A 22,873-nucleotide genomic window follows, 5' to 3' on the forward strand; every position below is an offset into this window, starting at 1 on the left:
GTGAAGCCCGGGCCGCGTCCCGGATCCCGGGCCTGACCCGGCGCCCTGGTCCAGGCGCCGGGCACGGAGAGACGTCAGCCGCTCACGCCACGGCCGAGCTCCCACAGTTGAAGCGTGGAGGACGAGTTGAGCGCGTACGCCGTACCCGTGACGTCGTCGCCCGCGGCGACGTACTGCTTGCCCTGCCACAGCGGGATCACGGGCACGTCGCCCGCGACGATGTCCTGGATGTCCGTCAGGCTGCCGACCGCGGACAGCCGGTCGGCGGCGCGGCGGGACTCCGGGATGAGGGTGTTGCGGATGGTGCTGTTGGCGTACGGCGAGCCGAGGAAGTTGTCCTTGTCGAGGAACGGCGCGAGGTAGTTGTCGGCGTCCGGGAAGTCCGGGAACCAGCCCATGCCGTAGACCTCGTACGCGCCCTTCTGCTCGGCGGGGCGGAACGTCGCCCAGGGGGTGCCCTCGATGGCGACGTCGAACAGGCCGCTGTCGTTGAGCTGCTTCTGCAGCAGCTCGAACTCCTTCTTCGTGGCCGGGCCGTAGTGGTCGGTGGTGTAGTGCAGCGTCAGCTTCACCGGCGTGGTGATGCCGGCCTTCTCCAGCAGGGACTTGGCCTTGCCGACGCTCGGGTCGCCGTACTTGTTGAAGAACGCGTTGGAGTGGCCCGTGATGCTGGCGGGGACCAGCGAGTACAGCGGTTCGGCCTGGGAGCCGTAGACCTTGGAGACGAGTTCGCCGCGGTCGATGACCTGGGCCATCGCCTGGCGGACGGCCTTGCTGCGTACGGAGGGGTCGTCGGTGTTGAAGGCCAGGTAGCGGATCTCCAGGCCGGACAGGTCGACGAGGTCGACGGTGTCGTCGGAGTCGGCCGACAGCTTCTGGATCTGTTCCGGCGACATGGTGCGGGTCATCAGGTCGATGTCGCCCTTGCTGAGGGCGCTGCCCATCGCGGCGGCGTCGGTGAAGTTGCGCAGTTCGACCTTGTCGTTGTTCACCGTCAGGCTCCCCTTGTAGTCGGGGTTCTTGGTGAACACGGCGGAGACCAGCTCGTCGTTCTTGACCTCGGCCTGCAGGGTGTACGGGCCGGAGCCGTCGACCTCGAAGCCGTCCCGCAGCTTGTTCTTGGCGTAGATGTCCGGGTCGACGATGCCGGCGACCGGGGTGGACAGCTTGAACGGGAAGGTGGAGTCGGCGGTCCTGAGGTGGAAGATGACCTCGCGGTCGCCCTGGGTCTCGACGGTGTCGATGGTGGACAGCAGGGCGAAGACACCACTGTCGGCCTTGAGGGAGCGGGCCCGGTCGATGGAGTACTTCACGTCCTCGGCGGTGACGGGGTCGCCGTTGGAGAACGTCAGGCCCTCGCGCAGGGTGCAGGCGTAGCGTTCGTTGCCGCTGTCGGTGAAGCCGCAGCTCTCGGCGGCCTCGGGCACCGGGGTGCCCTCGCCGCGCGGCTGGACCATCAGGGTCTGCACGGTCTGGCGCAGGATGTTCCAGGTGCCGACGTCGTAGGCGTAGGCCGGGTCGAGCGGGGCGGGAGCGTCCTTCGAGGCAGTGAACGCGTCCGTGGTGCCGACGACGATCGCGTCGCCGCTGTCGCCGCTGTCGGTTCCGCCGCAGGCGGCGAGAACCGGCGCGAGCAGGCCGATGACGGCCGGCAGCACCAAAGTCTTGCGGTTCATGCTCGGGTTTCTCCAGCTGTCGACTCCGTGTAACCGGCATGCAGGGGTGTCGCTGCGGATCACGGGGTGAGTGCGATGTTCTCGCCGACGAGATTAGTCCGCACCAGCAGGGCGGTTCGCAGCCACCGGAGTTAAGGGTCCGTCACGGAGTGGAACGGGGTGTGGACGCAACGGAAAGCTCACCGGGGAAGGATTCGTGCACCGGTCCATCAATCGGGACACAAGGGCGCGTTCGCAGCCCTCCGTGGGGGGCGAGCGGTGGGGTGCGGGGCACCCGAAGAGCCCTCTTGGAGTGGTGAACGTCACAAACTGAACAGTCTTGGGGTGGGCCGGAATTCAGCCATCCAGCAGGTTCGAATTCCCTTGCGGAATTCCCCCGCTATCGATGTTTCACGCTGCGTGAACAGCGTGTGCATTTCCGTTGTCACGCCGCCATCAGGCCGCGCAGAAATGCCAGATCGACCTCTTCCAGCGACGTCACCACGGTGCGCCGGGCGGCCGGGCTGATCGGTACCACGGACGGCACGGCCACCACATGGCAGCCGGCGGCCTCGGCCGCGGCGACGCCGGTCGCCGTGTCCTCGACGACCGCGCAGCGGGCCGGGTCGGCGCCGAGTCCGGCGGCGGCGTACAGGTACGGGTCCGGGTGCGGCTTGGTGCGCGGCACCTCGTCGCCGGCGACGGTCAGCGCGAAGTGCTGGGGGCCGAGCGAGGTGAGGACGCGGTCGATGATGCGCCGGTGCGAGGCGGAGACCAGGGCGGTGGGGATCTCGTACTCGGCCAGCTCGGCCAGCAGCCGGGCGGCGCCGGGCATCAGCGGCAGGGTGCGGTCGATGCGGTCCTCGAAGCCCTGGTTCAGGAGCACTGTGAGCTCGGCGAGGGTGATGTCGGCGCCGGTGGCCTCGATCAGGAACCCGGCGCTGCGGGTCATGGGGCCGCCGACCACGACATGGCGCCAGGTCTCGTCGAGGGTGTGGCCGAGGCCGGCGAAGATCTCGACCTCGACGTCCCACCAGAAGCCCTCGGTGTCCACCAGGGTGCCGTCCATGTCGAGGAGGACGGCCTGAAGGGCCGACCCATCGGCCGTACGGGTTGCTGGCGCGGGGACCGTGCTGGTCATCCACGTACCTCCTTGAAGGGGCGATCAGGCCGGTTCCCGCTGGGGAACCGGCCTGCAGTGGACCGACCAGTGTACGTCCGTCCCGGCCGAAGCGCCTCGTTTAATCGGCGTGGCCCGGGGCACATCTCGAATACCACGGGGGACGCCCTGACGTGCGCCGATGCGGCGCGCGCCCCTGCCCCGGGGCGGTTCGTCAGCGCGCGTTGAAGTACTTCGCCTCCGGGTGGTGGATGACGATCGCGTCCGTGGACTGCTCGGGGTGCAGCTGGAACTCCTCGGACAGCTGGACGCCGATGCGCTCCGGCTGGAGCAGGTCGGCGATCTTGGACCGGTCCTCCAGGTTCGGGCAGGCGCCGTAGCCCAGCGAGAAGCGGGCACCCCGGTACTTCAGCGCGAACATGTCCTCGATGTCGGCCGGGTCGTCACCGGCGAAGCCCAGCTCGGAGCGCACGCGCGCGTGCCAGTACTCGGCGAGCGCCTCGGCCAGCTGCACGGACAGGCCGTGCAGTTCGAGGTAGTCGCGGTAGGCGTTCGCCTCGAACATCCGCGCCGTCTCCTCGCCGATCCGCGAGCCCACGGTGACCACCTGGAGGCCCACGACGTCCGTCTCGCCGGACTCCTGCGGGCGGAAGAAGTCCGCGAGGCACAGGCGGCGGCCGCGGCGCTGGCGCGGGAAGGTGAAGCGGGTGCGTTCGTTGCCGTGCTCGTCCAGGAGGATCAGGTCGTCGTCCTTGGAGACGCACGGGAAGTAGCCGTAGACCACGGCCGCTTCCAGCAGGTTCTCCGTCTGGAGCTTGTCGAGCAGTCCGCGCAGCCGCGGGCGGCCCTCGGTCTCGACGAGTTCCTGGTACGACGGACCGTCGCCGGTGCGGGCCTCCTTCAGGCCCCACTGGCCCTTGAAGAGGGCGCCCTCGTCGAGCCAGGACGCGTACTCCTTGAGCTGGATGCCCTTGATGACGCGGGTGCCCCAGAACGGCGGCTCGGGGACCGGGTTGTCGGTGGCGACGTCGGAGCGGACGTGGCCCTCCTCCGGGCGCTCCTCCACCACGACGCCGGAAGTCGCCCGCACCCGGCGCTGCTTGAGCTCGGGCAGCTTCGCGCCGGGCACGCCCCGCTTGACGCCGATCAGGGCGTCCATCAGGCGCAGGCCCTCGAACGCGTCCCGGGCGTAGCGGACTTCGCCCTCGTACAGCTCGTGCAGGTCCTGCTCGACGTACGCGCGCGTGAGGGCGGCGCCGCCGAGGATGACGGGGTAGTTCGCCGCCAGGCCGCGCTGGTTGAGCTCCTCCAGGTTCTCCTTCATGATCACCGTGGACTTGACCAGCAGCCCGGACATGCCGATGACGTCGGCCCGGTGCTCCTCGGCGGCGTCCAGGATCGCGGAGACGGGCTGCTTGATGCCCAGGTTGACCACGTTGTAGCCGTTGTTGGACAGGATGATGTCCACCAGGTTCTTGCCGATGTCGTGCACGTCGCCGCGCACCGTCGCCAGCACGATGGTGCCCTTGCCGTCGGCGTCGGACTTCTCCATGTGCGGTTCGAGGTAGGCGACGGCGGACTTCATCACCTCGGCGGACTGCAGGACGAACGGCAGCTGCATCTGGCCGGAGCCGAACAGCTCGCCGACGACCTTCATGCCGTCCAGCAGGGTCTCGTTGACGATGTCGAGGGCGGCGCGGGTCTGCAGGGCGTCGTCGAGGTCGGCCTCCAGGCCGTTCTTCTCGCCGTCGATGATGCGGCGCTTGAGGCGCTCCTCCAGCGGGAGGGCGGCGAGTTCCTCGGCCTTGCCGGCCTTGAGGGACTTCGCCGTGGCGCCCTCGAACAGGGCCATCAGCTTCTGCAGCGGGTCGTAGCCCTCGGCGCGGCGGTCGTAGATGAGGTCGAGGGCGGTGGTGACCTGCTCCTCGTCGAAGCGGGCGATCGGCAGGATCTTCGAGGCGTGCACGATCGCCGAGTCCAGGCCCGCCTTGACGCACTCGTCGAGGAAGACGGAGTTGAGCAGGATGCGGGCGGCCGGGTTGAGGCCGAAGGAGATGTTCGACAGGCCGAGGGTGGTCTGCACGTCCGGGCGGCGGCGCTTGAGTTCGCGGATGGCCTCGATGGTGGCGATGCCGTCGCCGCGGGACTCCTCCTGGCCCGTGCAGATGGTGAAGGTCAGGGTGTCGATGAGGATGTCCGACTCGTGGATGCCCCAGTTCGTCGTCAGGTCCTCGATCAGCCGCTCGGCGATCTCGACCTTCTTCTCGGGCGTGCGGGCCTGGCCCTCCTCGTCGATGGTCAGCGCGATCAGTGCGGCGCCGTGCTCCTGGGCGAGCTTGGTGACCTTCGCGAACCGGGACTCGGGGCCGTCGCCGTCCTCGTAGTTGACGGAGTTGATGACCGCGCGGCCGCCGAGCTTCTCCAGGCCGGCCTGGATGACGTCGACCTCGGTGGAGTCCAGCACGATCGGCAGGGTGGAGGCGGTGGCGAAGCGGCCGGCGAGCTCCTCCATGTCGGCGACGCCGTCGCGGCCGACATAGTCCACGCAGAGGTCGAGCATGTGGGCGCCCTCGCGGATCTGCTCACGGGCCATCTCCACGCAGTCGTCCCAGCGGGCCTCCAGCATGGCCTCGCGGAACTTCTTCGAGCCGTTGGCGTTCGTCCGCTCGCCGATCGCCATGTACGCGGTGTCCTGGCGGAACGGGACCGTCTGGTAGAGGGAGGCTGCGCCGGGCTCGGGGCGGGGGTCGCGCTCGGAGGGCGTGAGGTCGCGGACGCGGTCGACGACCTGGCGCAGGTGCTCGGGGGTGGTGCCGCAGCAGCCGCCGATGAGGGAGAGGCCGTAGTCCAGGACGAAGTTCTCCTGGGCGTCGGCCAGGCCCTCGGGGCCGAGCGGGAAGTGGGCGCCGTCCTTGGTGAGGATGGGCAGGCCCGCGTTCGGCATGCACAGCAGCGGGATGCGGGAGTGCCGGGTGAGGTAGCGCAGGTGCTCGCTCATCTCGGCGGGGCCGGTGGAGCAGTTCAGGCCGATCATGTCGATGCCGAGCGGCTCCAGGGCCGTCAGGGCGGCGCCGATCTCGGAGCCGAGCAGCATCGTGCCGGTCGTCTCGAAGGCCATGGAGACCAGCAGCGGCACCTCGGTGCCGGTCGCCTCCATGGCGCGCCGGGCGCCCAGGACGGAGGCCTTGGTCTGCAGGAGGTCCTGGGTGGTCTCTACGATCAGGGCGTCGGAGCCGCCGGCGAGCAGTCCCTCGGCGTTGGCCTGGTAGCCGTCGCGGATGGTGGCGTAGCCGACGTGGCCGAGGGTGGGCAGTTTGGTGCCGGGGCCGACCGAGCCGAGGACCCAGCGCGGGCGACCGTCACGGGCGGCGTACTCGTCGGCCACCTCGCGGGCGATGCGGGCACCCGCCTCGGACAGCTCGTGCACACGGTCGGCGATGTCGTACTCCGCCGCGGCCGTGTGGTTGGAGCCGAAGGTGTTCGTCTCGACGCAGTCGACGCCCACCGCGAAGTACGCGTCGTGGACGGAGCGGACGATGTCCGGTCGGGTCAGGTTCAGGATCTCGTTGCACCCTTCGAGGTTCTCGAAGTCCTCGAGGGTGGGGTCCTGGGCCTGCAACATGGTGCCCATCGCTCCGTCGGCGACCACCACTCGGGTGGCGAGCGCCTCGCGGAGGGCGGACACACGGGTCCGGCTGTCGGCGGAAGGGGTCGGTGGCAACGAGGCCATGAAGGGGCTCCCTGGAGTGCGACGGCTGTCGGCTTTGCGCCCTGAAGTGAAAGCTTCCACAGTGGGCGCACGCCGCCAGGGTAGCCGGGACCATGGCCGGATGGTCAGGGCGTCCACGGGGCGGGACGGGGATGACCGGCGGGCCGGTCGCCGGATACGAGTGACACAGTCGCCGGACACGAGTGACGCAACACGAGCGGACGGATGCCGCCCGACCATTAGCGGGAGGTCGGCATCGACCGGTAGTGTTCGACATTGCCGAACGGCGGCAGCGACGTCGCGGGTCGACGGTCGAAGGGGACGGAGGCAGTACGGCGATGGCACGGAACATCCAGTCGCTCGAACGGGCGGCCGCGATGCTGCGGCTCCTCGCGGGCGGCGAGCGGCGCCTCGGCCTGTCGGACATCGCCTCGTCGCTGGGCCTCGCCAAGGGCACCGCCCACGGCATTCTGCGCACCCTCCAGCAGGAGGGCTTCGTCGAGCAGGACGACGCCTCCGGGCGCTACCAGCTGGGCGCCGAGCTGCTGCGCCTGGGCACCACCTATCTGGACGTGCACGAGCTGCGGGCGCGCGCCCTGGTGTGGACGGACGACCTGGCCCGCTCCAGCGGGGAGAGCGTCTATCTGGGCGTGCTGCATCAGCAGGGCGTGCTGATCGTGCACCACGTCTTCCGCCCCGACGACAGCCGGCAGGTGCTGGAGATAGGAGCCATGCAGCCGCTGCACTCCACGGCCCTGGGCAAGGTCCTGTCGGCGTACGACCCGGTCGCGCACAGCGAGGCGCTCGAGGCCGACCGCAAGGCCTTCACGGACCGCACGGTGTGCGACCTGGACGGCTTCGAGCACATCCTCGACATGACACGCGCGCGTGGCTACGCGGCCGACGTCGAGGAGACCTGGGAGGGCGTCGCCTCGGTCGCCGCCCCCATCCACGACCGGCGCCGTATGCCGGTGGGCGCGGTGGGGATCACCGGCGCCGTGGAGCGGCTGGGCCGGGACGGCGAGCTGCGTCAGGAGCTGATCGCGGCGGTACGGGACTGCGCCCGCGCGGTGTCGCGCGATCTGGGCGCCGGGCGCTTCTGAGGAGCCGTACGGACAAGCAATGACAGCCGGGGCGTCGTAGGACGTTCCGGCCCTTGCGATGTCCTGACATAGCGGCACAAACCGCCGGAGGAACACACACCGTGCTCCCTACGCGGCAGTACGCATCCGACCCCTCAGAGTCGATAAATCAACACAACCCATAACGATCGAGCATTCGATAACAGGGCTCTTGACGGGCGCCTGACGCCGGGGCAAGACTCCCGTCCATCGGTCGGCATTGTCGAACACCTACCGGCAATACGCGCTAGAGTGTGACAACGCCAAGGACCGCCATCGCTCTCACCCCCGAGGGCACGCGAACCACCGGAGGGACCCGGGGTTCGGCTTCCCTGGACGAAGGACAAAGGAGTCGCGGGTGTCCAGCTCCGACATCTTCATCGGCGAGACCATCGGTACCGCCATACTCATCCTGCTCGGCGGCGGCGTCTGCGCGGCCGTCACGCTGAAGGCCTCCAAGGCCCGCAACGCCGGCTGGCTCGCCATCACCTTCGGGTGGGGCTTCGCAGTGCTCACGGCGGTCTACACCTCGGCGCCGCTGTCCGGCGCCCACCTGAACCCGGCCGTGACGGTCGCCATCGCGATCAAGGACAACGACTGGAGCAACGTTCCGACGTACCTCGCCGGACAGTTCCTCGGCGCGGCGATCGGTGCGGCACTGGTCTGGGTCGCCTACTACGGCCAGTTCCACGCGCACCTCACCGACAAGGAGATCGTCGGCGGTCCGGGTGCGCAGGCCACGGCGGCCAAGGCCGTCGAGGCCCAGGAGAAGGGCGCCGGCCCGGTCCTGGGCATCTTCTCCACCGGTCCTGAGATCCGGAACGTGGTGCAGAACCTGCTCACGGAGATCATCGGCACCGTCGTGCTGGTCCTCGCCATCCTCACGCAGGGCCTCAACAACAACGGCGACGGCCTCGGCCCGATCGGTGCGCTGATCGTCGCGCTCGTCGTCGTCTCGATCGGTCTGTCCCTCGGCGGCCCGACCGGCTACGCGATCAACCCGGCCCGTGACCTCGGTCCGCGTATCGTGCACGCCCTTCTGCCCCTGCCCAACAAGGGCGGCTCCGACTGGGGCTACGCCTGGATCCCGGTGGTCGGTCCGCTGATCGGCGCGGCGATCGCCGCAGGCATCTACAACGTCGCATTTGCTTAGGAGTACCGAGCTTCACCCGTTCGAGTGAGAAGCACCGAAACTCTCAGCACGCGCCGTACGTAAAGCCCCATAACCACGGAACTTCCAGGAGCACACAGTGACCGACGCGCACACCGCCGGCCCCTTCATCGCAGCCATCGACCAGGGCACGACCTCTTCCCGCTGCATCGTCTTCGACCGCGACGGACGCATCGTCTCCGTCGACCAGAAGGAGCACGAGCAGATCTTCCCGAAGCCGGGCTGGGTCGAGCACAACGCCACCGAGATCTGGACCAACGTCCAGGAGGTCGTCGCCGGAGCCATCGCCAAGGCCGGCATCACCCGCGACGACATCAAGGCCATCGGCATCACCAACCAGCGCGAGACCACCGTGCTGTGGGACAAGAACACCGGTGAGCCCGTCCACAACGCCATCGTCTGGCAGGACACCCGCACCGACGCCCTCTGCAAGGAGCTCGGCCGCAACGTCGGGCAGGACCGCTTCCGCCGCGAGACCGGTCTGCCCCTGGCCTCCTACTTCGCCGGTCCCAAGGCCCGCTGGCTGCTGGACAACGTCGAGGGCCTCAAGGAGCGCGCCGAGGCGGGCGACATCCTCTTCGGCACCATGGACACCTGGGTCATCTGGAACCTGACCGGTGGTGCCAACGGCGGCAAGCACGTCACCGACGTCACCAACGCGTCCCGCACCATGCTGATGAACCTGCACACCATGGCGTGGGACGACAAGATCGCCGAGTCGATCGGCGTGCCGCTGCAGATCCTGCCCGAGATCCGCTCCTCCGCCGAGGTCTACGGCGAGGTGACCGGCGGCAAGCTGGGCGACCTGCTCGGCGGCATCCCGGTCGCCTCAGCGCTCGGCGACCAGCAGGCGGCCCTGTTCGGCCAGACCTGTTTCTCCGAGGGCGAGGTCAAGTCGACGTACGGCACCGGCACCTTCATGGTGATGAACACCGGTGACAAGATCATCAACTCGTACGCGGGCCTGCTGACCACGGTCGGCTACAAGATCGGCGACCAGCCGACGGTGTACGCCCTGGAGGGCTCGATCGCCGTCACCGGCTCGCTGGTGCAGTGGATGCGCGACCAGATGGGCCTGATCTCCACCGCCGCCGAGATCGAGACGCTCGCGCTCTCGGTCGAGGACAACGGCGGCGCCTACTTCGTACCGGCCTTCTCCGGCCTGTTCGCCCCGCACTGGCGCTCCGACGCCCGCGGTGTGATCGCCGGCCTGACCCGGTACGTCACCAAGGCGCACCTCGCGCGTGCCGTCCTGGAGGCGACCGCGTGGCAGACGCGGGAGATCGCCGACGCCATGGTCAAGGACTCCGGCGACGAGTTGGTGGCTCTGAAGGTCGACGGCGGCATGACCTCCAACAACCTGCTGATGCAGACCCTCTCGGACGTCCTGGACGCACCTGTGGTGCGCCCGATGGTCGCCGAGACCACTTGCCTCGGCGCCGCCTACGCCGCCGGTCTCGCCGTCGGCTTCTGGTCCGGTACCGACGAACTGCGCTCCAACTGGCGCCGGGCCGCCGAGTGGACCCCCCACATGGACGCGGAGACCCGCGACCGTGAGTACAAGAACTGGCTCAAGGCCGTCGAGCGGACCATGGGCTGGATCGAGGACGACGAGAGCTGAGAGCGACTCTCGCCAGCTCTCGAACTCTGATGAGGAGTAAGAACCCGAAATGACCAGTCAGACCACCCTGCAGTCCGTGCCTGCCCTCGGTACGCGCCCGGCCTCCGGCTCCAACCCGAGCCGCGCCGAGACCCGGGAGCAGCTTTCCAAGGCGTCGTACGACCTTCTCGTGATCGGCGGCGGCATCCTGGGCATCTCCACCGCCTGGCACGCCGCGCAGTCCGGCCTCAGGGTGGCTCTGGTCGACGCCGGCGACTTCGCCGGCGCCACCTCCTCCGCCTCCTCCAAGCTGCTCCACGGCGGTCTGCGCTACCTGCAGACCGGCGCGGTGAAGCTGGTGGCGGAGAACCACTTCGAGCGCCGTGCGGTCTCCCGCCAGGTGGCCCCCCACCTGGCGAACCCGCTCACCTTCTACCTCCCTGTGTACAAGGGCGGGCCGCACGGCGCCGCGAAGCTCGGGGCGGGCGTCTTCGCCTACTCCGCGCTCTCCGCGTTCGGTGACGGCGTCGGCCACCTCCTGTCCCCCGCCAAGGCGGCGCAGGACGTGCCCGAGCTGCGCACCGAGAACCTCAAGGCCGTGGCCGTGTACGGCGACGACCAGATGAACGACGCGCGCATGGCGCTGATGACGGTCCGCGCGGCCGTCGAGGCGGGCGCGGTCGTGCTCAACCACGCCGAGGTCAGCGGCCTGCGCTTCACCAAGGGCCGGGTGACCGGAGCGGACCTCAAGGACCGGCTGTCCGGCGACGAGTTCGGGGTGAACGCCCGTCTCGTGCTGAACGCGACCGGCCCGTGGGTCGACCACCTGCGCAAGATGGAGGACCCGAACGCGGCCCCGTCGATCCGGCTGTCGAAGGGCGCGCACCTGGTCCTGAAGCGGACCGCGCCCTGGAAGGCGGCGCTCGCGACCCCGATCGACAAGTACCGCATCACGTTCGCCCTGCCCTGGGAGGACATGCTGCTGCTGGGCACCACGGACGAGGAGTTCGAGGGCGACCCGGCGGATGTCGCGGTCAACGACAAGGACATATCCCAGATCCTGGACGAGGCCGCGTTCTCGATCCGGGACCAGCAGCTCGGCCGGGACCTCATCACGTACGCCTTCGCGGGTCTGCGGGTGCTGCCGGGCGGGCCCGGTGACACGGCGAAGGCCAAGCGCGAGACGGTCGTGACCGAGGGCACGGGCGGCATGCTGTCCGTGGCGGGCGGCAAGTGGACGACGTTCCGCCACATCGGCCGCACGATCATGCAGAAGCTGGAGTCCCTGCCGGGCGCCCCGCTGGGCGACGACTTCGAGCCGATCGCCTCGCTGCCGAAGAAGCTGCCGCTGCCGGGTATCGCCAACCCGCGCGCGGTCGCCCACCGTCTGCTGACCGACCGCCCGGCGCCGGGCCCGCGCATGGCGGCGGACACGGCGAAGCACCTGGCGACCCACTACGGCTCCCTGGCCTTCGACATCGCCCGCATCGCCAACGAGAACCCGGAGCTGGGCGAGCGCGTCCACCCGGACGCCCCGGAGATCTGGGCCCAGGTCGTCTACGCCCGGGACAACGAGTGGGCCGAGACGCCGGACGACGTGCTGCGCCGTCGTACGACGCTGACGATCCGGGGTCTGGCCTCGGACGACGTCCGGGCGAAGGTCCAGGACCTGCTCGACAAGAAGTGACCTCGAACGCGCCGAGGGAGGTTTTCGCCGGATGAGCCTCCCGCGGCGCAGGGTCCGGCCACTCCCCTGACCGAGCCGGACCGCACGAGGGCGGCCCCATCCGCACCGGGGCCGGCCACCACCGGAAGGGGCGGCTCCACGCCGACGGAGCCGCCCCTTTCGTATGCCTCGTTGTCCGTGGCGGGTGCTTCCATGGCGACATGAACATCGATCGGGCCGCCCCTGAGGAACTCGCCGCGCTGCGCGAGGCGTTCGCCGTGGACGACGGCGGCGAGTCCGCGCTCGGCTGGGAGGCGGTGCGTGCCTTCGAGGCGGAGCACGGGGTGGTGCTGCCGGAGCCGTACCGTTCGTTCGTGGCGGAGGTGTCGGACGGGTCGCTCCAAGGGCCGCCGGAGAATCACCGACGTGGGCGCCATGCCCCTCGGCTCGGAGTTCGGTTTCACGACCTCCGAGCCCGGCTTCGCCGGCTGGGTGCAGCACTGGGCAGCCGGCAAGGAGTGGTTCGACGCCGGGTCAGGTGAGTGACGCAACGGCCTCGCGTACGGCGTTCGGTGACGTCAACTCCGCTCGGCGCAGGATCAGTTCGCGTCCCAGCAGGAGCGCCCGCCGGGACGCCGGTATCGGGTCCGCCAGGGTCGTCAGGTCGGTCAGGTGGGCGAAGCCGATGATGCGGCGGATGATCTCGGTGCCGGCGTAGCCCAGAGACTCCGTCCATACCCGGCACAGGAAGCGGTCGAGGTAGGCGTCGTCGAAGAACGGGTCGACGCGGGTCGGCCACAGGCGGCGGAACTCCGTCTCGAAGGCTTCCCAGGAGAGCCGGAGTTGGTCCTCGTGGTCGGACAGCGTGCCGAGCGCACGAGCCCGCTCCTCCGACACCAGCGCGTTGGCCCAGTACAGGCCGAGGTCGTAGCCGATCGGGCCCACGAAGGAGAACTCCGGGTCGAACACCCGGACCACGGGGGCGCCCTCGCGTTCGCCGACCATGATGCTGCCGGTGTGCAGGTCGCCGTGGAGGAGGGCCTGGGCGCCGGTCATGAAGGTGTGGCGGAGGTCGGCCACCTCGGTGCGCAGGCCCGCGTCGGCGCGGAACTGCGCGGCCAGGTCGTCCAGGCCCTCGTGCCAGTGGTTGTGCTCGTGCTCGATGTAGGGCTCGGAGAGGACCACATCCTCGGTGATCTTGCAGAGCTCGGGGCTGACCGAGGCCGCGATCAGGGCCTTGCGGTCGGCCGACGCCATGCCGAAGTCGCTGGTGGCGAAGGAGAACTGGGCCACGAACTCGCCGATCCTCGCCGAGGTGTGCGGGCCGTAGGGCGCGCCCTCGTTCAGCAGCGTCCGCAGCACCTCCAGGTCGGACATGTCCTCCATGACGAGGGCGTAGTTCTCGGGGTCGTAGCCGTGGACCGCCGGGATCTTGTCCGGGGCGACCTTGGCGACCTGCTCGTACGCACGGGCCTCGGCGTCGGCGCGGTCGGGGTTCATCGGCCAGGAGGGCCCGGCGACCCGGACCCAGGGCAGGGCCTGCTTCACGGCGAGGCTGCGCGTGCCGTCCGTGCTCGTCGCGAGGAAGACCCGGTTCATGTTGCCGTCCGAGACCTCGCGGACCCGCGGATCGGCCGCGTCGTCCCAGTGGCCGCGCTCGCGCAGGTACGCCGGGATGTCGTCGGTCTCCAGGATGCGGTAGCCCATCGTACGAACTCCTCGAACTTCCTCAGGCGGTGCGGCGCTTGGACAGGGTGAAGCTGAAGACGAGCGCGAGGATGAGGACCGCGCCCTCGACGACGTCCTGGGTGTAGTACGGCAGTCCCTTGATGGTCAGGCCGGTGGTGATGATGCCGATCAGCACGGCGCCGAGGGCCGTGCCCCACACGTTCGGGCGGCCGCGGCCCAGGACCGAGGTGCCGACGAGGGCCACCGCGACCGCCTCCAGCAGCTGCGAGGTGCCGGCGGACACATCGCCCTGGCCGATGCGGGACGCCAGGATCAGGCCGCCGATCGAGGCGAGGACGCCGGAGAGGACGTAGGCGAGTGCCCGGTACGCGCCGACGCGGATGCCGGCCAGGCGGGCGGCCTCGGGGTTGGCGCCGATGGCGTACAGGACGCGGCCCCAGCGGGTGCGGGCGAGGAAGACCCAGGCGGCGATCGTCAGCGCGCCGAAGATCAGCACGGAGATGGGGATGCCGAGGACCGTCCCGCGGTCGATCTTCAGGAAGCCGTCGGTGAACTTGCCGGGTGCGGTGGTGCCGTCGGACAGCGTCATGCCCGGGGTGATGGACTGGCCGTCGACCAGGATGAGTTTGGTGCCCTGGATGACGAACATCGTGCCGAGGGTGGCCAGCATGTCGGGGATCTTCAGGACCACGATGAGCAGGGCGTTGAGCAGGCCCGCCAGCGCGCCCGCCGCGAGCACCGCGACGATCGCGACCGTGCCGATCTGGTTGAGGACGACCATGGTGTGCGCGGCGACCGAGACGCCGAGGCCGGCCACCGCTCCGACGGACATGTCCATTCCGCCGACGGCCATGGTGAGGGTGACGCCGAGGCCGAGGATCGCGGCGACCGAGACGTATCGGAGCGTGTCGAGGAGGGTCGCCGACTCGCGGAAGGAGCCCTCGCTCAGCGCGAAGTACGCGAAGAGCGCGACCGTGACGAAGATGAACCCGTACTTGATGACGGCGTTCTGGACGCGCACGGCGGTGGAGGTCGCGGGCGGGATCGCCGCCTTGGTGGGGACCTCGGTGCTCTGGGTGGTGGTCATGGGGTGCTTCCCTGGACTTCCTGGGGGCGGGGCCGGCGTCAGACGGACGCCGAGATGGTCTGGATGACGCGGTCGCGTTCCGCGTCTTCGCCGTACGCGTCGAGGTGGACCTCACCGGCGGCCAGCACGACGACCCGGTCGGCGACCTCCAGCACCTCGTCGACGTCGGCGGACAGGACGAGGACGGCGGCCCCCTCGGCGGCCAGCGCCCGGGCGCGGCGCCCGATGTCGCGGCGGGCACCGATGTCGACGCCCCGGAAGGGCTCGTCGAGAATGAGGACGCGCGGGGTCTCGGCGAGCCAGCGGCCGACGACGACCTTCTGCTGGTTGCCGCCGGACAGTTCCTCGACGGTGCTGTGCTCGTCGCGGGCGACGACACCGAGGGCCCCGATGGTGTCGCGGCCGAGGGCGTTCTCCTTCGCCGTGTTGACGAGCCCGAGCCGGGACAGCGACTTCAGGAACGGCAGCGAGATGTTCTGGGCCAGCGACCAGCCGGGGACGAGGGCGTCGGCGTGCCGGTCCTCGGGGACGAGGTGGACGCCGGCGCGGATGGCGTCGGCGGGGCGGCGGGGCGCGTACGGCTTGCCGGCCAGCTCCACCGTGCCGGACGCGAACGGCTCGGCCCCGAACATGCCTCGGGCCAGCTCGGTCTTGCCCGCGCCCAGCAGGCCGACGACGCCGGTGACTTCGCCGGCATGAAGGTCGAGGTCCAGGGGTGCCCGGCCCTCGAAGAGCCGTACGCCGCGAAGCGACAGGGCCGCGTCCCCCACGTGCCCGACCGTCCCCACGCCACCCCGTTCGCCCTCCCGGACCGGGCGTGCCGTCGTGGCCTCCTGGGCCTGGGCGAGCATGGCGCGCAGGGCGGCGTCCCAGTCGAACGGCTTGGCCTGGTCCTCGGTGAGACGCCCGTCCCGCAGGACGACCAGCCGATCGGCGAGGGCGTCGATCTCGCCGAGGCGGTGGGAGACGTAGAGCACCGCGATGCCGTCGTCGCGCATTCTCTCGACGAGCGCGAAGAGCCGCTCCGCCTCGGCCGCCGACAGCGCCGAGGTCGGTTCGTCGAGGATCAGCAGCCGGGGGCGGGTGGCCAGGGCGCGGGCGAGGATGAGCAACTGGCGGTCGGAGACGCCGAGTTCGGTGACGTCGCCGCGCAGCACGGTGTCGCTCCAGTCGAGGCCGAGGGCGGCCTGGATCTCGCGGGCCCGGGTGAGCAATCGGCGTCCGCCCAGGAACGGGTTGCCGCGTTGCTGTGCCAGTTCCTCGAAGACGAGGTTCTCGGCGACCGTGAGGCCGGGGACGATGCCCTCGCCGATGCGCTGGTGCACCGTCTGGATACCCAACTGGCGGGCGGCGAGCGGGGACTGCAGAGCTGCGAGCTCCCCGGCGACCCGCACCTCCCCGCTGTGGTCGGTGTGCACGCCCGACAGGATCTTGATCAGCGTGGACTTGCCGGCCCCGTTCGCGCCGAGCAGCGCGACCACGCTGCCCGGGGCGATGTCGAGGGAGACGGAGGCGAGGACGGTCTTGCCGCCGAAGGACTTGCCGACGTCCCGCAGGCTGACAGCCGCCTGGGCGTCACTGGCGTCAGTGGGCGACATTCGAGATCCAGTCGGCGGTGCTGACCTTGGCCAGGTTCAGCGCGGGCAGCGCCTCGCGCAGCTGGTCCATGTTCTCGATCTTCTTCTCGCGCAGGAAGTCCTGGGTGATGGCGACGGCCGGGAACTCCACGGAGGTCTTGTTCAGTTGCCCTGCCAGCTCCAGGGCGGTCGTGCGGACGACCGCGGCGCCGACGGCGGACGGGTCGGTGCCGGCGGTGGCGACCCAGGGGCTGTCGGTGGCGGTCATGTTCTGGATGTCGGCGTTGGAGACGTCGGCGCCGAACACCTTCACCTTGTCCTGGAGCTTCTTGTTCTGGACGGCGAGGACGGTGCCCTTGGCGAGCTCGTCGTAGGGCGCGAAGACGCCCGCGACGTCGGAGTGCTGGGTGAGGGCGGCGGAGACCAGCGGCACGTTGTCCGTCGCGGTGGAGTCGGTCACCTTGCCGACCTTGAACTCCTGCTTCCAGCCCTGTGCGTCGACCGTGGACTTCCAGACGCTGTCGCGCTTGTCGAGGGCGGCGTATCCGGCGACGTTGACGTAGCCGACCTTGGCGTCCTTGCCGACCTCCTTCGCCATCACGTCGAGGACGGCCTGCGCCATGCTCGCGTCGTCCTGCTTGGTGGAGACGACGCCCTTGGTGGAGGTCTCGACGTCGTAGACGACGACCTTGACGCCCTTCTTCACGGCCTTGTCGATCTCCGGCTGGATGGTGGCCGGAAACCCGTGGTCGATGATGATGGCCTGCGCACCGGAGTTGATGGCCGAGGACAGGTCGGTGGCCTGCTTGGCGTTGTCGGCCTGGGCGTCGTACACGGTCAGGTCGATACCGAGGGCCTTGGCCTGCGCCTTGGCGCCGTTGCCCCACTGCTCGAAGTAGTCGCCGGCGCCGCTCTGCCGGACCAGGGCCACCTTGACGGCGCCCTTGCTGAACGGGGCGGGCTTCTCGCCGGTGGCGGCCGAGGCGGAGGCGGCGGTGTTGCCGGAGTCCTTGGAGGCGTCCGTGGACTGTGAGCAGCCCGCGAGGAGGAGGGCGGAGACGGAGGCGAGGGAGAGCGCGGCGAGGGGCAGGCGGACACGGGACATGAAGCGGCTCCAGGTGCGAGGAAGGGGTGGGGAGTTGCTCGGCCCGGAGCTGGGGACACCGACAGCCGCCGGCCGGTACGTGGCCCGGCGGCCCGGCGCGGTCCGTACGGATGCACGGCCGGTCGTGGGCGGCCCGCGAAGTGCGGGCGCGTGGGAGCTCCGGATGAGGTCAGCGACAGCTGGCTGTGGTCGACCGGAGCAAGTCCACGTACAGCCGCCGCACGAGCAGCAGCGTCTTCATACGGAGATCATGGGAACGATTTCAGCCACCCGTCAAAGCAATGGAAGCGGTTTCTCACCACGTGAGACAACGACTACGTCACACCCTGTTGACGCCGCGACCGAGTCTCGGCGGAGTTACGATCACGGGACCGGCACCCGAACCGGCACAGTGAGGCCCTGATGACGACACCCCGCGCGACAGCGATGTGCATGCCCGCCATGCGCTGCTGTCCGGGCGCGCTGTGTCGCGGCTGACCGGCGCCGACCAGCTCTCGCCGCTGCGCCCTTCCTCACTGCCCCCTCCGGGTGCTTGTCTCGGTACCCGAACCCCCCTTCCAGATCCAGGAGTTGCCCCATGACCCTGCTGACGACCTGGCCCGAGTCCGGACCGGAGACCGTGACCCGCCGCACCTCCGACCCCGTCGAGATCGCCGAGGCCCTCAAGCCGCTGGGCGTGCGCTACGAGCAGTGGCCGATCCGCGAGGACGTGCCGTTCGACGCCGACAGCGACACCGTGTTCGCCGCGTACGGCCCGGAGATCGACCGGCTCAACGCCGAGGAGGGCTTCACCACCGTCGACGTCCTGGGCCTGCACCCCAGCGACGACCCGGAGTTCCCCGTGAAGGCGAAGGCCGCGCGCGAGAAGTTCCTCCAGGAGCACACGCACGACGACGATGACGAGGTCCGCTTCTTCGTCTCCGGCTCCGGCATCTTCTACCTCCACGTGAACGGCGAGGTGCACGCCGTCTTCTGCGAGAAGGGCGACCTGCTGGGCGTGCCGCGCGGCACGACGCACTGGTTCGACATGGGCACGAAGCCGTCCTTCACCGCGATCCGCTTCTTCCACGAGGAGGACGGCTGGATCGGCAACTTCACCGGTTCCACCATCGCCGGCCGCTTCCCGGACTACGACACGATCGCGGCCGGCTACGAGGCCGACCGGGGCGCCGCGTGAGCCTCGCCGGCCTGACGTACGACGTGGACGCCGTGGTGCTCGACATCGAGGGCACCACGAGCGCCACCGGGTTCGTCGTCGACGTGCTGTACCCGTACTCGCGCTCGCGGTTCGGCGCGCTGCTCGCCCAGCGCGGCGGCGACCCGGAGGTGGCGCGGGCGGTCGCGCAGGTGCGGGAGCTGACCGGCGAGCCGGAGGCAGACGCGGACGCGGTCGAGAAGACCCTCAACGCCTGGCTGGACGAGGACCGCAAGGCCACCCCGTTGAAAACCCTCCAGGGCATCATCTGGTCCGAGGGCTTCGCCCGCGGCGACCTCGTCTCGCACTTCTACGACGACGTCGTACCGGAGCTGCGCGCCTGGCACGCTGCAGGCCTACGGCTGTACGTCTACTCGTCCGGTTCGGTGGCCGCCCAGCGGGCGTGGTTCACCAACAGCCCGGAGGGCGACCTGACGTCGCTCGTCTCCGGTCTGTACGACACCGAGAACGCGGGCCCCAAGCAGGAGCCGGAGTCCTACCGCCGTATCGCCGACGCGACCGGCGTCGAGCCCGCCCGTCTCCTCTTCCTCTCCGACCGCCCCGGCGAGCTGGACGCGGCCCGCGCGGTCGGCTGGCACGCGGTCGGGATCCGACGGCCCGGGGAGCCGTACTACGAGCAGGGCGTCGGCGACCACGCGCAGGCGGGGACGTTCGACGAGATCACCATCACCACTTCCGGGAGCAGCACGTGACCGCCGACATAAGCCAACTCGACCTCGATGAGGCGGGCGCGGTCCTGGCCGCCGAGTCCGCCCGGTTCGCCTCCTTCGGCTGGATGCGGGGCACCTCCGGCAACCTGTCCGTGGTGCTGACCCGCGACCCGCTGCGGCTCGCGGTGACGGCCAGCGGCCACGACAAGGGCGAACTGACGCCCGCGGACGTGGTGCTGGTCGACGGGCAGGGCGCCGCGGTGCACGGCGGCAAGCCGTCCGCCGAGGCCGAACTGCACGCGCGCGTGGCCGCGCTGACCGGGGCCGGCGCCGTGGTCCACGTCCACACGGTCGCCTCCGTGGCCATGGGGCGCCGCGAGCCCGGCGGCATCGTCTTCAAGGACCTGGAGATGCTCAAGGGCGTCGGCCAGCCCGCCCACGACGTCGAGGTGACCCTGCCGGTCATCGCCAACAGCCAGGACATGAAGGTCCTCGGCGACCGCCTGGAGGCCGCGCGCGACCCGCGTATGCCCGCCGTGGTCGTGGCCGGACACGGCCTGTACGTCTGGGGTGACGACCCTCGCCAGGCCCGGCACCACACCGAAGTGGTGGAGTGGCTGCTGGAGTTGGAGCTGGCTCAGCGCCAAGCGCTCCGCTAGAAGTGCCGCGATATGCCGTCGATCGGCTGCGGCGCCATCGTGGCTGGTCGCGCCCGCGCGGCGGAGCCGCATATCGACACAGCCCCGCGCCCCTACGGGGCGCGGCCGAACCGCAGCCGGTCTTGCTCTACGCGTCCGCGTCGTCGCGCCCGAGCAGCGCCTCCCCCAGCCACCGCCAGTGCGGCATCGCGGAGCTGCCCGGCTGCGTGCCGATGACCTGTACGGCGACATGGTCGGCGCCCGCCCGGACGTGGGCGCGGAGCCGCTCGACCACCGTGTCCACGTCACCCCAGAACACGAGGTCGTCCACGAGACGGTCGCTGCCGCCGTGCGCGATCTCGTCGTCCGTGTAGCCGAGGCGGCGGAACTTGGCGATGTTGTACGGCGTGTTGAGGTACGGCTGCAGGTGCTCGCGGGCCGTCGCGCGGGCCTTGGCGGGGTCCGGCTCGAAGAGCACCGCGTGCTCGACGCCGAGGAACGCGTCAGGGCCGAGGATCTCCCTCGCCCGGGCGGTGTGGGCCGTGTTGACGTGGTAGGTGTGGGCGCCGTCGGAGCGGTCCCGGGCGAGGGCGAGCATCTTGGGGCCGTACGCGGCCAGGACGCGGCGGACCGGCGTCCGCGGCGCGGGGTTGGGTGACTCCTTCGTCAGCGTGTCCAGTTCGTCGAGGTACCCGGCCATGGCGGCGAGGGGTTTGACGCCCGGTCGGCGTACGCCGCCGAATCCCAGGCCCAGGACATGCCGTCCCGGGTAGGCGTCGGCCAGCAGAGCGCTCCCGGCGTGGGTCGCGCCCGCCTCGCGCTGCCAGATCTGGGCGATGCCGTTGACCACGTGCAGTCGCTCGGTGCAGGAGAGCAGATAGCCGGCCTGGGTGAGCGCTTCACGCCCGCCCACCTCGGGGAACCACACCGCCCGCCATCCCCGCTGTTCCAGTTCCTGTACGGAGTCACGTACCCGCGTGGCGGGCTGGTGCTCGAAGTCGAAGGTGTAGATGCCGAAGGTCCCCAGTTTCCGCATGCCCAGATTCTCCATGCATCGAAATATCGCAGATTCTCGATATGAAGTGCAACAGGACGCCCCTGGCACACACATCCGCTCCAACCGCTAGAGCGTCCGCCCGAGTTGGTCCACCAGCTCGGCGATGCGCTCCTCGTCCCGCTTGTAGTGGGTCCACTTGCCCACCCGCGTCGCCCGCACCAGCCCGGCCCGCTGCAGTTCGGCCATGTACGCCGACACCGTCGACTGGGCCAGTCCGGCCTTGGCCTGGATGTGGCTCACGCAGACCCCCACCTCGGCCGGGTCCGCGATCGCCTCGTACTGCGCGAAGTGCCGCTCGGGCTCGCGCAGCCACCGCAGCAGCTGCAGCCGCACCGGGTTGGCCAGCGCCTTCAGGGCGCCGACCAGGTCCGCATCCGGGGAGGTCGCAGCGTCGGCCATGGGTCCGGAGTATAGGTCGGCGCCGCGGCCGGGGCACTCCGGCCGCCCGTGCTGCGGCCGCCCGTGCTCCGGCCGCGGGCCCTTCAGCGCAGCCGCTCCCCCGGCAGCTCGCCCGCCGACACCTGGAGCACCCCGCGCTCGGTGACGAGGCCCGTCACCAGACGCCCCGGCGTGACGTCGAACGCCGGGTTGTGGCCGCGCGATCCGGCCGGGGCGGTGCGGACGCCGCTCCACTCCAGGACCTCGTCCTCGCCCCGGAGTTCGATGTGGATGTCCTCGCCGTTCTTCGTGGCCAGGTCGACGGTCGTCGTGGGCGCCGCCACCAGGAACGGGATCCCGGCGTCCGCGCAGGCCAGGGCGACACCCACGGTGCCGACCTTGTTCGCGGTGTCGCCGTTGGCGGCGATGCGGTCGGCGCCGACGATCGCCGCGTCGACCTCGCCGCGCAGGATGGTGCCGGCCGCGGCACCGTCGGCCTGGACGTAGTGCGGGATGCCTTCCTGGACCAGCTCCCAGGCGGTCAGACGCGAGCCCTGGAGCAGCGGGCGCGTCTCGTCGGCGTACACGACCTCCAGGCGTCCGCGCGCGTGCAGTTCCCGGATGACGCCGAGCGCCGTGCCCCATCCGGCGGTGGCGAGCGCGCCGGTGTTGCAGTGGGTGAGGATGCGCAACGGCCGCTCGACGCCGACGCGTTCGACCAGCCAGTCGGCGCCGTACGCGCCCATGGCCCGGTTCGCCTCGATGTCCTCGCGCTGTACGGCGGCGGCCTCGTCGAGGACCGCGTCGAGGCCCTCGTCGAAGCGGGTCATCACGCGGTCCACGCACACCATGAGGTTGACCGCGGTGGGCCGGGCCTCGCGGACCCGGGCGACGGCCGCGCAGACCTCGTCGGCCGACCAGCCCTCGCGCTCGCCCTGGAGCAACGCGAGCGCGACGCCGTACGCACCCGCCGCGCCGATCGCGGGCGCGCCGCGCACGACGAGGCGCTGGATCGCGTCGACCAGGGTGTCCACATCGCGGACGTCCATCGTCTCGGTGCGGTGCGGGAGCAGGGTCTGGTCGATCAGCGCGAGGCTGGATCCGGTCCAGTGGACGGCACGCAACTCCTGGGACATAAAGGACACTCCTGCTGCTCCTGTGGGTCTCGCCACGGTACATGACCTTGAAGAACCACAGTTCGAGACAGCCGGGCGCATGTCCGAATGTCGGGTGTACAGTCCACCCACCCGCAGCCCGCCGGTCGAGACGAGGGAGGACGAGTGCTGCTCACCAAGCGCCGCTTCCTTGACTTCGGCCGGTGCGCCGGCGACGGCTGTCGACGCTGAGTCGCTCCCGGAACCGCCGAGCCGCCCCCACCTCGGCCCCGGTCCCCCCCCGTCGCCCACCCTCACCTCACGCGCTCACCGTCGAGTG

At 70.3% G+C, this 22,873-nt stretch carries 17 protein-coding genes and 1 pseudogene; 8 read left to right on the forward strand and 10 right to left on the reverse strand.

Features of this window, described 5'->3' with window-relative positions:
* Positions 1-74 precede the first annotated feature (74 nt).
* From ABD932_RS01530 to metH, 3 genes are all read right to left on the reverse strand, one after another.
* Positions 75-1,676: an ABC transporter substrate-binding protein gene (locus ABD932_RS01530; protein WP_345008221.1), complete on the reverse strand. Its 1,602-nt coding sequence runs from the start codon at positions 1,674-1,676 to the stop codon at positions 75-77.
* Between the two features lie 424 nt (positions 1,677-2,100).
* Positions 2,101-2,796: an HAD family hydrolase gene (locus ABD932_RS01535; RefSeq protein ID WP_345008222.1), complete on the reverse strand. Its 696-nt coding sequence runs from the start codon at positions 2,794-2,796 to the stop codon at positions 2,101-2,103.
* Between the two features lie 193 nt (positions 2,797-2,989).
* Positions 2,990-6,505, reverse strand: a complete 3,516-nt coding sequence (gene metH, locus ABD932_RS01540) for a methionine synthase (RefSeq protein WP_345008223.1) — start codon at positions 6,503-6,505, stop codon at positions 2,990-2,992.
* A 317-nt stretch (positions 6,506-6,822) separates the two neighbouring features.
* Here metH and ABD932_RS01545 point away from each other — a divergent pair, with 317 nt between their 5' ends.
* From ABD932_RS01545 to ABD932_RS01565, 5 genes and pseudogenes are all read left to right on the forward strand, one after another.
* On the forward strand, positions 6,823-7,587 hold the full coding sequence (locus ABD932_RS01545) for an IclR family transcriptional regulator (protein WP_345008224.1): 765 nt from the start codon (positions 6,823-6,825) through the stop codon (positions 7,585-7,587).
* Positions 7,588-7,963: 376 nt separating this feature from the next.
* A complete protein-coding gene (locus tag ABD932_RS01550; RefSeq protein WP_345008225.1) occupies positions 7,964-8,758 on the forward strand; it encodes an MIP/aquaporin family protein in 795 nt (264 codons plus the stop codon).
* Positions 8,759-8,855: 97 nt separating this feature from the next.
* Positions 8,856-10,397 (forward strand): glycerol kinase GlpK, encoded by a 1,542-nt coding sequence (gene glpK / locus ABD932_RS01555; RefSeq protein ID WP_345008226.1) that lies wholly within the window; start codon positions 8,856-8,858, stop codon positions 10,395-10,397.
* Between the two features lie 49 nt (positions 10,398-10,446).
* Positions 10,447-12,063: a glycerol-3-phosphate dehydrogenase/oxidase gene (locus ABD932_RS01560; RefSeq protein WP_345008227.1), complete on the forward strand. Its 1,617-nt coding sequence runs from the start codon at positions 10,447-10,449 to the stop codon at positions 12,061-12,063.
* A gap of 200 nt (positions 12,064-12,263) precedes the next feature.
* Positions 12,264-12,588, forward strand: a pseudogene (locus ABD932_RS01565) (SMI1/KNR4 family protein).
* Here ABD932_RS01565 and mtnK read toward each other — a convergent pair.
* The 4 genes from mtnK to ABD932_RS01585 are packed head-to-tail and all read right to left on the reverse strand — an operon-like array spanning position 12,577 to position 17,500.
* Positions 12,577-13,749, reverse strand: coding sequence for an S-methyl-5-thioribose kinase (gene mtnK / locus ABD932_RS01570; RefSeq protein ID WP_345008228.1), 1,173 nt, complete (start codon positions 13,747-13,749; stop codon positions 12,577-12,579). The pseudogene ABD932_RS01565 and the gene mtnK overlap by 12 nt on opposite strands.
* A 22-nt stretch (positions 13,750-13,771) precedes the next feature.
* Positions 13,772-14,818, reverse strand: a complete 1,047-nt coding sequence (locus ABD932_RS01575) for an ABC transporter permease (protein WP_345008229.1) — start codon at positions 14,816-14,818, stop codon at positions 13,772-13,774.
* A 38-nt stretch (positions 14,819-14,856) separates the two neighbouring features.
* Positions 14,857-16,416 (reverse strand): sugar ABC transporter ATP-binding protein, encoded by a 1,560-nt coding sequence (locus ABD932_RS01580; RefSeq protein ID WP_345008230.1) that lies wholly within the window; start codon positions 16,414-16,416, stop codon positions 14,857-14,859.
* Complete coding sequence (locus ABD932_RS01585) at positions 16,403-17,500, reverse strand: substrate-binding domain-containing protein (RefSeq protein ID WP_345008231.1); 1,098 nt, start codon at positions 17,498-17,500, stop codon at positions 16,403-16,405. Before ABD932_RS01585 ends, ABD932_RS01580 begins: the two co-directional genes overlap by 14 nt.
* 577 nt (positions 17,501-18,077) lie before the next feature.
* On the opposite strand from ABD932_RS01585, the gene ABD932_RS01590 reads away from it, so the two are divergent.
* Genes ABD932_RS01590 through mtnB form a run of 3 tightly spaced genes read left to right on the forward strand, consistent with a single transcriptional unit; the run spans position 18,078 to position 20,025 of the window.
* Positions 18,078-18,677: a 1,2-dihydroxy-3-keto-5-methylthiopentene dioxygenase gene (locus ABD932_RS01590; RefSeq protein WP_345008232.1), complete on the forward strand. Its 600-nt coding sequence runs from the start codon at positions 18,078-18,080 to the stop codon at positions 18,675-18,677.
* Positions 18,674-19,408, forward strand: a complete 735-nt coding sequence (mtnC, locus tag ABD932_RS01595; RefSeq protein WP_345008233.1) for an acireductone synthase — start codon at positions 18,674-18,676, stop codon at positions 19,406-19,408. The genes ABD932_RS01590 and mtnC overlap by 4 nt, the downstream gene beginning before the upstream one ends.
* Positions 19,405-20,025: a methylthioribulose 1-phosphate dehydratase gene (gene mtnB, locus ABD932_RS01600; RefSeq protein WP_345008234.1), complete on the forward strand. Its 621-nt coding sequence runs from the start codon at positions 19,405-19,407 to the stop codon at positions 20,023-20,025. Before mtnC ends, mtnB begins: the two co-directional genes overlap by 4 nt.
* 127 nt (positions 20,026-20,152) lie before the next feature.
* Here mtnB and ABD932_RS01605 read toward each other — a convergent pair whose 3' ends face one another.
* The 3 genes from ABD932_RS01605 to mtnA form a co-directional block, all read right to left on the reverse strand.
* Positions 20,153-21,040 (reverse strand): TIGR03620 family F420-dependent LLM class oxidoreductase, encoded by an 888-nt coding sequence (locus tag ABD932_RS01605; protein WP_345008235.1) that lies wholly within the window; start codon positions 21,038-21,040, stop codon positions 20,153-20,155.
* An 87-nt stretch (positions 21,041-21,127) separates the two neighbouring features.
* A complete protein-coding gene (locus ABD932_RS01610) occupies positions 21,128-21,460 on the reverse strand; it encodes an ArsR/SmtB family transcription factor (RefSeq protein ID WP_345008236.1) in 333 nt (110 codons plus the stop codon).
* Between the two features lie 83 nt (positions 21,461-21,543).
* On the reverse strand, positions 21,544-22,575 hold the full coding sequence (gene mtnA, locus ABD932_RS01615) for an S-methyl-5-thioribose-1-phosphate isomerase (RefSeq protein WP_345008237.1): 1,032 nt from the start codon (positions 22,573-22,575) through the stop codon (positions 21,544-21,546).
* Positions 22,576-22,873: the final 298 nt, after the last annotated feature.

The sequence above is a fragment of the Streptomyces shaanxiensis genome (genome assembly GCF_039537145.1).
GTDB classification, from domain to species: Bacteria; Actinomycetota; Actinomycetes; order Streptomycetales; family Streptomycetaceae; genus Streptomyces; species Streptomyces shaanxiensis.

What these genes read in the sequence shown, in the direction of transcription:
- ABD932_RS01560 (WP_345008227.1), top strand. Translation starts at nt 10,447, where the DNA reads ATGACCAGTCAGACCACCCTGCAGTCCGTGCCTGCCCTCGGTACGCGC.
- ABD932_RS01605 (WP_345008235.1), bottom strand. Translation starts at nt 21,040, where the DNA reads ATGCGGAAACTGGGGACCTTCGGCATCTACACCTTCGACTTCGAGCAC.
- mtnA (WP_345008237.1), bottom strand. Translation starts at nt 22,575, where the DNA reads ATGTCCCAGGAGTTGCGTGCCGTCCACTGGACCGGATCCAGCCTCGCG.
- ABD932_RS01580 (WP_345008230.1), bottom strand. Translation starts at nt 16,416, where the DNA reads ATGTCGCCCACTGACGCCAGTGACGCCCAGGCGGCTGTCAGCCTGCGG.
- ABD932_RS01530 (WP_345008221.1), bottom strand. Translation starts at nt 1,676, where the DNA reads ATGAACCGCAAGACTTTGGTGCTGCCGGCCGTCATCGGCCTGCTCGCG.
- ABD932_RS01535 (WP_345008222.1), bottom strand. Translation starts at nt 2,796, where the DNA reads ATGACCAGCACGGTCCCCGCGCCAGCAACCCGTACGGCCGATGGGTCG.
- ABD932_RS01575 (WP_345008229.1), bottom strand. Translation starts at nt 14,818, where the DNA reads ATGACCACCACCCAGAGCACCGAGGTCCCCACCAAGGCGGCGATCCCG.
- ABD932_RS01590 (WP_345008232.1), top strand. Translation starts at nt 18,078, where the DNA reads ATGACCCTGCTGACGACCTGGCCCGAGTCCGGACCGGAGACCGTGACC.
- metH (WP_345008223.1), bottom strand. Translation starts at nt 6,505, where the DNA reads ATGGCCTCGTTGCCACCGACCCCTTCCGCCGACAGCCGGACCCGTGTG.
- ABD932_RS01585 (WP_345008231.1), bottom strand. Translation starts at nt 17,500, where the DNA reads ATGTCCCGTGTCCGCCTGCCCCTCGCCGCGCTCTCCCTCGCCTCCGTC.
- mtnK (WP_345008228.1), bottom strand. Translation starts at nt 13,749, where the DNA reads ATGGGCTACCGCATCCTGGAGACCGACGACATCCCGGCGTACCTGCGC.
- ABD932_RS01610 (WP_345008236.1), bottom strand. Translation starts at nt 21,460, where the DNA reads ATGGCCGACGCTGCGACCTCCCCGGATGCGGACCTGGTCGGCGCCCTG.
- ABD932_RS01545 (WP_345008224.1), top strand. Translation starts at nt 6,823, where the DNA reads ATGGCACGGAACATCCAGTCGCTCGAACGGGCGGCCGCGATGCTGCGG.